This is a genomic window from Accumulibacter sp. (assembly GCF_032229525.1).
GTDB lineage: Bacteria > Pseudomonadota > Gammaproteobacteria > Burkholderiales > Rhodocyclaceae > Accumulibacter.
The window spans coordinates 49,154-58,361 of sequence record NZ_JAVTWB010000137.1; the positions used below are offsets into that span (position 1 = coordinate 49,154).

Below are 9,208 nucleotides of genomic sequence, written 5' to 3' on the forward strand. Positions count from 1 at the left end.
CCGCTGGTGGCGATTCGGCCGCTGGCGGCGATTCGACGGTACTCTCGGTGCGGTGCCTGAGTGACTCGGCAAGGGTCATCATTGCCGCCGGATCGGGTGCCTGTCCGCTGCGGGTCTTCAGATGCTCGATCCAGGCGACAAAAACGTGGTATGCCTGGTCGAGCAGATCAAGGATGATCGGCGTGACTTCGAGTTCCTGGCGCAACCAGAGATTCAGAAGCTGCTCGACCGACCACGCCGCTTCACCGAGCTCCGTCAGGCCGACCATGCGACCGCTGCCCTTGAGCGTATGGACCGCACGCCGGATGGTGGTCAGCAATGCCGTCTCATGCGGCCGAAGCTTCAGCAGCTGGAGGTTCTGGTCGATGGTGGCCAGCACCTCTTCGGCTTCCTCAAGAAAGATCTCGAGAATTTCGGCGTCGACTTCCTCGGTCGTCGCCTGCGACAGCTGTATCGTCTCTGCGGAGGGTTGCGGTGCCTCTGTCGTTTGTGGCTTGAGGGTCGCCATCGCTTCGCCGATCTGGCGGGTCGCGTCGCCACCGGCACGCAGCGCCGAGAGCACCTCTCTGGCTTGTTGCCCGAGCTCCTTGTCGCCGACCAGATCGGCATCCTTCTGCAGTGTCGCGAAACGCTGCTGGACTTCCTGGCGCAGACGAGCATCGTCTGGCTGCTCTTTGAGTGACGCCAGCAATGCGTGTGCTTCGACCTTCTGCTGCTCGAGTTCCGTCTCGACGGTTGCCGCTGCTTCCTTGGTGACAGCCTCGCGGGCTGTGCCGGATTGCATTTTGGCGACGAAAGCCTCGAAATCGGCGGCGCCGTGCTGCAGCGCTTCGACGAAGAAACCGACCAACGACAACTGCTCCGCAAGCCGCTCGAAGTCCGCTTCATGAGGGACATATTCCGGCGCCGCGAAGTGCCTGATGTCGGTCGCGCATTGTTGCAGAATGACCACAGCACCGTCGTGACGCATCATCGTCAGCGCGCCGATGACCTGTCGCATCGGGGTTTCCAGACCATCCAGATCGGCACGCTTCTCGGCATCGCGGAAGAAGCCATCGAGGGCCTGCTCGATTTGCGTCAGGTTGTTCTGAATCTCTCTGGCAACCTGGCTGATCAGCAGTTTTTCCTGCACCTGACGCGACATCTCGTCGAGCAGTGGCAGCTCGGATTCTGGTGGCAGCGGCGTGCCGGCGATGCAGGCACGAATCCGCTCGACCATGACGTCGACCTGATGCGTAAAGCTGCTGTCGAGGTGCTGAATATTTCCCTGTGCGCTCTGGGCCAGCAGGATGGCGGTGGCGGTTTCCATCGCCAGGGGGTCGTTCTGACCAGACGGTGTCTGGGCCAGGAAGTTGGCGACATCAGCAATGGCGTGAACCAGGCGGCTGTAGTCCGCCTGTCCCAGTTCTTCGACCACCGTTGATAGCGTGGCGGCGTTGGCCTGGAAGGCAGGCAGCGCCTGTGTGGTACCGGCGCAGAACTTGTTCCAGTTTTCTTCCGTACCGGCGATCGCATCACGCAAGCGGCGGCGGACGGACTCCATCGCCACCGGTGCCTCCGGCGATGCGCTGGGCAGCAATGCCGACAACTGGTAGGCCTGCTTGACGCGGCGCACGGCTCGATCGTCGCTGTCCGCCTGGCCGACCAGATAAAGCGCATCGCGCATCAGGCGTTCGGCGACATTGCTCGATCCTTCGAGGAGTCGACGGATCTGCAGATCGATACGGGCGCACAGTTGCCTGGCATCGGCGTCCGGTGGCAACGCCCGTTCAGCCAGGGCGGTCAGGAAGGCCGTGGCCACCCACCAGAACGAGCGCGCTGAAGGCAACTCCTGGATGGCATCGATGCGCCTGACCGCCTCAAGCATCTCGGGTACGCCAGCGGAGTCCTGCGGCGCGCGCAGCCAGGACAGCAGGCCGTGCTGGAAATGCGCGCGGTACTGACGGAGACGGCGCTGAAACTCACCGCGGGCGAGCTTCGGGGCACCCCCTGCACGACGCGGCGGCCGGACGCTGAGGTCGGGGAAAAAAAGGTCGGTCGGAAAGACCCGCTCCTGTCCGCGTGCCGTTTGTAGCTCGCGGTAGAGGGGCAAGAGCCGCAGCGGCTGGTTAGCCTGCTGGCCGCCGATCAGATCATCAAGATAATGACGGAGAGCGGCGATCGCACGTTGTGCCAGTTCGACGACAGCGGGGGTGCCCGGACACTGCTCTTGCTCGATCGCCTCGAGCAGGGATTCCACAGCTTCGGCAAAGTGCGTAACGCCGTCGAGACCGACAATTGTGAGAGCGCCCTGCACCTGGTGCAGGTGGGTGCGGCAGAACCGGACCTGCGTCAGATCGCCGGTGTCAACGAGAGTGGTGGCGGTGAACTCTTCCAGCGCCTTGTCGGCGCGCTCCAGTGCGAGATCGATCTCGCTCTTGACCCAGGTTAGCGGGCCGATATCGAAGTCCGTCGGGGCATTCATCCGGGAAGGTCTCTCCACTTCAGTCTCTCGGGCAGGCATTCAGAGGCTATGAATTCAATCAACTGCGCGACCCATCTGATCTTTCGTTCATTTGCGTACGCCTCACCTGTCCGGCTGAGCTGTCTCGTCGCTCACCTGGCTGCTGCATCCAGGCCTGCTCGCGACCCATTGTCGACAATCCCTCAGGACACCTTGAAGCCCGCGACTGAACCCTTCAGTTCCGTGGCCAGCGAGGCCAGCTCGCCAATCGCCTTTGCTGTTTGTTGCGTTCCCGCCGTTGTCTGTCCCGTGACCAGCAGAATCTCCTGCATCTTGCGGGCGACGTTCGTTGCCGATTCCGACTGCTGCCGTGTGGCGCCAGCGATCGTTTCAATCAACGCCGTGAGTGCGCTTGAAACCTCGCCGATCTCGGCCAACGCTTGACCCGCCGCATCTGAAAGCCGAGCCCCCTCAACCACGCCACGGGTCGACTCTTCCATCGCCGAGACCGTGTCCTGCGTGTCGATCTGGATCGTCCTGACGATCGCACCGATCTGCTTGGTGGCTTCGCCAGAGCGCTCGGCGAGTCGCTGCACCTCTTCGGCCACGACAGTGAAGCCACGCCCTGCTTCTCCGGCCGAGGCGGCCTGAATCGCCGCGTTCAGTGCGAGCACGTTGGTCTGTTCGGTAATGTCGGAGATCAGCTCGACGATCTCGCCGATCTCCTGCGAGGACTCGCCGAGACGCTTGATCCGTTTTGCGGTTTCCTGGATCTGGTCGCGAATCTTGTTCATGCCCTTGATCGAATCTTCGACCGCCTGTGTTCCCTTGGCGGCCGCAGCCAGCGACTGGCGGGCAACCGTTGACGACTGCATGGCGTCGGTGGAAACATTGGTCATCGAAGCAGACATGGCCAACACCGATTGGCCGGCCGTTTTTATCTCCGTCGTCTGGCGTTCGGCCGCGGCGAGCAATTCCGTTGACGTCGTCTGCGCCATGCCGGTGGCAATCGTCACTCGGCTCGCGGCGTCGTTGATGCGGCCGACCAGTACGCGAAGCTCTTCAATGGTGTAGTTGATCGAGTCGGCGATGGCGCCGGTGATATCCTCCGAGACGGTCGCGGTTACGGTTAGGTCGCCGTCGGCGAGGTCCCCAAGTTCGTTCATCAAGCGCAGGATCGCGCCCTGATTCTGACGGTTGACCGCCTCGGTTTCCTGCCTGCTCAGCTCGACCGCTTCGGCCTGACGGCGGGTCTCCGCAACATAGGTGCGGGCCAGCAGGAAAAGCAGGCCGATGGCGAGAAGGATCAGGCCCGCGAGGGCAAAGCCGTAGCCTGCGCGTTGCATGACGCTGCCTTGGTAGGCTTGCGCCAGTTGGTCGGTGGCGGCAAGCAACTCTTCGCTATCACGAAAGATCTGGGAGCCGGCCTGTTTGGCAATCACCAGCCTTTGCAGGTTGCCGAGGATGCCGCCAACGGCCGTGCGATACTCGCTGAAGCTGACGTCGAGTTCGCTGAGCTTCGCTTTGGTATCGGGGTCCGTCGTCGCGCCGATGCGCAGCGCTTCGCTGCCTTTGCTCAGCGCCTTCATCGTGTCACGAAAGGTATTCGTATCCTTCCCCAGCAGGAAGGCGATTTCCGCGTCGATCGCATCGCCTACCAACAGCGAGTTGGCATTTTTTGCGATCCGCTGAGTCAGCATGACCAGCTGGTTGGCCGCCGCGATCTCCCGGATGCTGGCACTGCTTTGCAGCTTCAGCGCAGCGATCTGTTCCGACAGTTCGAGCAACTGTGGATTTTTGTCGTTGATCGAGGCGACGTCCTTACCGAGCGAGATCAGATTCTTTTCCATCTCGAGCAGTCGAGTGGCGTTCTTGTCCGTCTTCTCCCAGGCCTGCGTCAGTGTCACCAACTGTGGCTGGACGCTGCTCGGCGAGGCGGGTACCCGCGTAGCGGCGAGTTCGCCACCATTGGTCAGGCTATCAAGCTTGCTGGCGAAGCTGTCACGAGAATCCCTGAGCTGTTGGAAAGCTGCTGCATCACCCAGCAGGGCAAGGCTGGAGGCCTTGGCCAGCCGTTGGGAGAGCATGCCCATGTCACCTGCAGCAGCGATATACGCGGTGCCATAGGTCGATTGGCGGTTGTCGCGATAGACCACGATGGCAATGGCCAGCATGGCGAGAAGGAGGGCGCCGCCGAGAATCTGCAGTTGCTTGGCGACCGGGTAGCGGCTGAGAAACGTCTGCGCAAACGGGCCAGCCCCTTGGTTCGGCCGCCCGTCTGAAGCGATTCCCGTGCGCGTCACCAGCGTCTCGCCTGCCGGATCCGTTTTAGGGGACAAGAAGCCCGGCAGTTTTGATTTTAACGTCATATTGCGTCTCCAGTTACACGGTATCTGCGGTGTGACTGATTGTCGTCGAGCATGATGCTTGCCGAAGCGGCTTAGGCGCCAATGTCCATGAACGCGTCGTCGGCGAGCAGTTCACGCACGTTGAGTTTTCGCCAGCGACAGCCCTCGCTGTCGGTATAGCATTCGTCAGCCCAGGCCAGCGTTGTCGGATCAGGTGCTGCCGGACGAAAGGCTTCGATATTGCGCAAGCCGATCATGCGTGTGACCAGCAAGGCCGCGTTGCTACCATGGCGCGTACCAATCAAGAGCAGTCGCGAACTGGCATTTTGTGGTGTGGCTTCCTTGCCGAGGAAGGCAGAAAGGTCGACCACCGAATAGAGGTTGCCACGGATGTTGGCGATCCCCGCGAACCACGGTCTGGTCAACGGAACCTCGGTGAGGGGAGACAAGGGGACGATTTCGCCCGAGTCCGTCAGGTCGACAAGCCAGTGATCTGCCCCCGCTTGAATGCCGAGTAGTCCCGCAGGGGTCTGATTGCCCGTGCCGGCAAGCCGTGCCGCCAGGTACGACTGGAAATCGTGCAGGCTGATCTTCTTGGTCATGCCCTTGCTGCCGTTACAGCGCCGCGATCTTGGCCAGCAACTCGGGACCGTTGACTGGCTTGACCAGATAGTCGTGGGCACCCTGGCGCAAGCCCCAGATCTTGTCCGTTTCCTGCCCCTTGGTCGTGCACACGATGACCGGGATGTTTCGCGTCGCCTCGTCACGCGTCAAGGTTCGGGTTGCCTGGTAGCCATTGAGGCCTGGCATGACCACGTCCATCAGGATAAGGTCCGGCAATTCGCTTTTCGCCTTGGCGATTCCTTCTTCACCGCTCTCGGCAGTAATCACTTCATAACCGCTACTGGTCAACAAGGCTTTCATGACGTGACGTTCGGTCGGCGAATCGTCAACCACGAGTATCTTCTTGATCGTCATGGCGTTTGGTTCTCGCTGGCTGATGGTGGGGCAAATGTGGCAACCGCTTGCAGGAGGCTGTCTTTGGTAAACGGTTTTGTCAGATACTTGTCCGAGCCGACCATACGGCCGCGCGCGCGGTCAAACAGGCCATCTTTCGACGACAGCATGATTACCGGTGTGCTGCGGAAGCGCTGGTTCTTCTTGATCAGGGCGCAGGTCTGATAGCCGTCGAGTCGTGGCATCACGATGTCACAGAAAATGACCGCCGGCTGGTGATCCGCGATCTTTGCCAGGGCATCGAAACCGTCCTCTGCCAGTAATACCTGACAGCCGGCCTGGACAAGAAAAATCTCCGCGCTGCGCCGGATGGTATTGCTGTCATCGATGACCATGACCTTGACGCCGCGCAGGTTTGCAGCTTCAGCCACTTCGCTCCTCCAGAGTGTACCGGGCGACCATTTTCAGGAATGTCTTGACCGGACATGATCTTGTATCGATCCCACTATAACGCATTGTCTTCAGATTTCGACCATTTCGAAGTCTTCCTTGCGCGCACCGCATTCCGGGCAGGTCCAGTTGATCGGAACATCCTGCCAGTGCGTGCCCGGCGCGATCCCTTCATCTGGCAGGCCTGCCGCTTCGTCATAAATGAAGCCGCAGGTGAGACACATCCAGGCGCGGTATTGCTCGTCGTTCGCTGTGTTCATGGTTACCGTCGATTTTCGGTTAGAATTGCTTGAAAACCAAGAGATTCTAGCCAAACCGCTCTCAGGCTGCCAAGACTTTATTTCCTTGGCAGAAAACCTTCGCCGACCGCCGTCTTCCCGGATGAACCCATACCCTGCCCAACGGCCGCCGCCGATCGTGTTGACTTTCGCCGCCAGCGATCCGTCCGGTGGCGCCGGCTTACAGGCAGATTTGATGACCATATCGTCGCTTGGCTGCCATCCGCTGTCGGTGACCACGGCGTTGACCGTGCAGGATACGGTCGGCGTCAGCAGTATCCTGGCCATCGAGTCCGACTGGGTCGAGGATCAGGCGCGGACACTACTGGAGGATATGCCGGTTGCCGCTTTCAAGATCGGTCTGCTCGGCAGTGTCGAGAACATGGTGGTCATCGCCGGGATTCTCGCCGACTATCCCGGCATTCCCGTGGTCCTCGACCCCGTGCTCGCCTCCGGGCGCGGCGATGAACTGGCTGATGATGAAATGATCGCTGGCCTGCGTGAGATGTTGCTGCCGCTGACCACCATCCTGACTCCGAATACGCTCGAGGCGCGTCGACTCGCTGACGGCGACCTGGAGAATGACGGCGGCGATGAGCTGCCGGCGCTGGTCGAATGCGCACGGCGGCTGTTGTCCCTTGGTTGCGAGTACGTGCTGTTGACCGGTACGCACGACAATACGCGGCAGGTGGTCAACAAGCTCTACGGACCGGATTGCTGCCTGGTACGCAGTGACGTCTGGGACCGCCTGCCCGGCAGCTACCACGGCTCGGGTTGCACGCTGGCTTCGGCCATTGCCGCCAATCTGGCCAGCGGATGGTCGGTGAGTGAAGCGGCACGGCTGGCCCAGGAGTCTACGTGGCAGGCGCTGGCGGCCGGTTTCCGGCCGGGAATGGGCCAATTCCTGCCGGACCGTTTCTTCAAGTGGCGCGCTCGCAATGGTGATCTGGATGGCTGAAACTGTCCCGGCCACGCTGCGCGGCCTGTACGCGATCACGCCCGATTGCCTGGCCCCGAACATTCTGCTCGACCGGGTGCGGGCCGCCTTGCGTGGTGGCGCGGCCTTCATCCAGTATCGGGACAAGGGCCGGGATGCTGCCCGGCGAGCCGAGACCGCTCGCGCCCTGCACCGCCTGTGCCGGCAGTTCGGCGCTCGTTTCCTGATCAACGACGATCTCGCTCTGGCGCTCGCGGTCGATGCCGACGGGCTGCATCTCGGTTCCGCCGACGGCGATCTGCTGGCAGCGCGACGCGCGCTTCCTGCCGGACGTTTGCTCGGCGCTTCGTGCTATGACGATTTCGAGCGCGCACGCGCTGCCGTCCTGGCCGGCGCCGATTACGTTGCCTTCGGTGCCATGCATCCCTCGGTGACCAAACCGCTGGCCGTTCGCGCGTCGCCATCGCTGTTCACCCGCTGCCGCGCCGAGCTACGGGTGCCGGCCTGCGCCATTGGCGGCATCACCGTCGAGAACGCTGCGCCTCTGCTGGTCGCCGGCGCCGACATGCTGGCGGTGATCAGCGACCTTTTTGAGGCGCCTGACGTGGCTTCGCGCGCCGCCGCCTATCAACAACTATTCGAGGAAAATGCTCGTGATCTCCCGCAATCAGCAGCTTTTTGAGCGTGCCCAGAAGCACATTCCTGGTGGCGTCAATTCTCCGGTCCGCGCCTTTCGGTCGGTTGGCGGTACGCCGCGCTTCTTTGTCGAGGGTGCTGGCTCGCGCGTCACCGATGCCGACGGCAAGACCTATGTCGATTACGTCGGCTCGTGGGGTCCGTTGATTCTCGGCCACGCCCATCCTGATGTGGTCGCTGCGGTTCGGGAGGCGGCCGTCAAGGGGCTCTCCTTCGGCGCCCCGACCGAAAGCGAGGTCGATATGGCCGACTTGCTGTGCGAGATGCTGCCTTCGCTCGAGATGGTTCGTCTGGTCAGTTCCGGGACCGAGGCGACGATGAGTGCGATCCGGCTGGCGCGCGGTCATACCGGACGTGACCTGCTGATCAAGTTCGAAGGCTGCTATCACGGCCATTCCGACAGCCTGCTGGTCAAGGCCGGCTCGGGAATGCTGACGCTCGGCAATCCGAGTTCGGGTGGCGTGCCGCACGATATCGCCAAACACACCATGGTTCTCGACTATAACGATGTTGCCGGACTCGAAGCGGCGTTTGCCGAGCACGGCTCGCAGGTCGCCGGCGTGATCGTCGAAGCGGTCGCCGGCAACATGAACCTGATCACCCCTCGGCCGGCTTTCCTGCAGGCGCTGCGTGAGTTGTGCACCCGGTACGCTGCGGTACTGATTTTCGACGAAGTGATGACCGGGTTCCGGGTCGGCGCCAGAGGCGCGCAAGGGCTCTACGAGATCACGCCGGACCTCACCACCCTGGGCAAGGTAATCGGCGGTGGCATGCCGGTCGGTGCGTTTGGTGGCCGGCGCGAGGTCATGGCCAAGGTCTCACCCCTGGGGCCGGTGTACCAGGCGGGTACCCTGTCCGGCAATCCGGTCGCCGTCGCCGCCGGCCTGGCGACGTTGAAACTGATTCGCGCGGCGGGATTCTACGAGGCCCTCAGCCAACGCACTCGCCAGCTCACTGAAGGGCTGCTGGCGGCGGCCGCGAAACATGGCGTGCCGTTTTCAGCACAGTCACTGGGCGGCATGTTCGGCCTGTATTTCCGTTCCGAGTGCCCGCAGAACTACGCCGAGGCGATGGCCTGCGACAAGGAAGCCTTCAAGCG

General features: G+C 62.1%; 9 protein-coding genes. 3 read left to right on the top strand and 6 right to left on the bottom strand.

Annotated features, from left to right (window positions below; all coding sequences use genetic code 11):
• From RUW20_RS10060 to RUW20_RS10085, 6 genes are all read right to left on the bottom strand, one after another.
• A partial coding sequence (locus tag RUW20_RS10060; RefSeq protein ID WP_313952066.1) for an Hpt domain-containing protein occupies positions 1–2,464 on the bottom strand: 2,464 nt, incomplete at its 3' end.
• Between the two features lie 182 nt (positions 2,465–2,646).
• Positions 2,647–4,812, bottom strand: coding sequence for a methyl-accepting chemotaxis protein (locus RUW20_RS10065; protein WP_313952067.1), 2,166 nt, complete (start codon positions 4,810–4,812; stop codon positions 2,647–2,649).
• 71 nt (positions 4,813–4,883) lie between these two features.
• Positions 4,884–5,393, bottom strand: a complete 510-nt coding sequence (locus RUW20_RS10070) for a chemotaxis protein CheW (protein WP_313952068.1) — start codon at positions 5,391–5,393, stop codon at positions 4,884–4,886.
• A 13-nt stretch (positions 5,394–5,406) separates the two neighbouring features.
• Positions 5,407–5,769: a response regulator gene (locus tag RUW20_RS10075; RefSeq protein WP_313952069.1), complete on the bottom strand. Its 363-nt coding sequence runs from the start codon at positions 5,767–5,769 to the stop codon at positions 5,407–5,409.
• On the bottom strand, positions 5,766–6,143 hold the full coding sequence (locus RUW20_RS10080) for a PleD family two-component system response regulator (protein WP_409559341.1): 378 nt from the start codon (positions 6,141–6,143) through the stop codon (positions 5,766–5,768). The genes RUW20_RS10075 and RUW20_RS10080 overlap by 4 nt, the downstream gene beginning before the upstream one ends.
• Positions 6,144–6,269: 126 nt before the next feature.
• Entirely contained in the window at positions 6,270–6,458 is a 189-nt protein-coding gene (locus RUW20_RS10085) for a rubredoxin (protein WP_313952071.1), read from the bottom strand.
• A gap of 121 nt (positions 6,459–6,579) precedes the next feature.
• Between RUW20_RS10085 and RUW20_RS10090 the strand changes: the two genes are divergently transcribed.
• The 3 genes from RUW20_RS10090 to hemL all read left to right on the top strand — a co-directional run.
• On the top strand, positions 6,580–7,434 hold the full coding sequence (locus tag RUW20_RS10090; RefSeq protein ID WP_313952072.1) for a hydroxymethylpyrimidine/phosphomethylpyrimidine kinase: 855 nt from the start codon (positions 6,580–6,582) through the stop codon (positions 7,432–7,434).
• Positions 7,427–8,095, top strand: a complete 669-nt coding sequence (gene thiE / locus RUW20_RS10095) for a thiamine phosphate synthase (RefSeq protein WP_313952073.1) — start codon at positions 7,427–7,429, stop codon at positions 8,093–8,095. The genes RUW20_RS10090 and thiE overlap by 8 nt, the downstream gene beginning before the upstream one ends.
• Positions 8,067–9,208 (top strand): glutamate-1-semialdehyde 2,1-aminomutase (hemL, locus tag RUW20_RS10100; RefSeq protein WP_313952074.1); only part of this gene is annotated, 1,142 nt, incomplete at its 3' end. The genes thiE and hemL, both read left to right, overlap by 29 nt.

What these genes read in the sequence shown, in the direction of transcription:
- RUW20_RS10065 (WP_313952067.1), bottom strand. Translation starts at nt 4,812, where the DNA reads ATGACGTTAAAATCAAAACTGCCGGGCTTCTTGTCCCCTAAAACGGAT.
- RUW20_RS10070 (WP_313952068.1), bottom strand. Translation starts at nt 5,393, where the DNA reads ATGACCAAGAAGATCAGCCTGCACGATTTCCAGTCGTACCTGGCGGCA.
- RUW20_RS10075 (WP_313952069.1), bottom strand. Translation starts at nt 5,769, where the DNA reads ATGACGATCAAGAAGATACTCGTGGTTGACGATTCGCCGACCGAACGT.
- RUW20_RS10080 (WP_409559341.1), bottom strand. Translation starts at nt 6,143, where the DNA reads ATGGTCATCGATGACAGCAATACCATCCGGCGCAGCGCGGAGATTTTT.
- RUW20_RS10085 (WP_313952071.1), bottom strand. Translation starts at nt 6,458, where the DNA reads ATGAACACAGCGAACGACGAGCAATACCGCGCCTGGATGTGTCTCACC.
- RUW20_RS10090 (WP_313952072.1), top strand. Translation starts at nt 6,580, where the DNA reads ATGAACCCATACCCTGCCCAACGGCCGCCGCCGATCGTGTTGACTTTC.
- thiE (WP_313952073.1), top strand. Translation starts at nt 7,427, where the DNA reads ATGGCTGAAACTGTCCCGGCCACGCTGCGCGGCCTGTACGCGATCACG.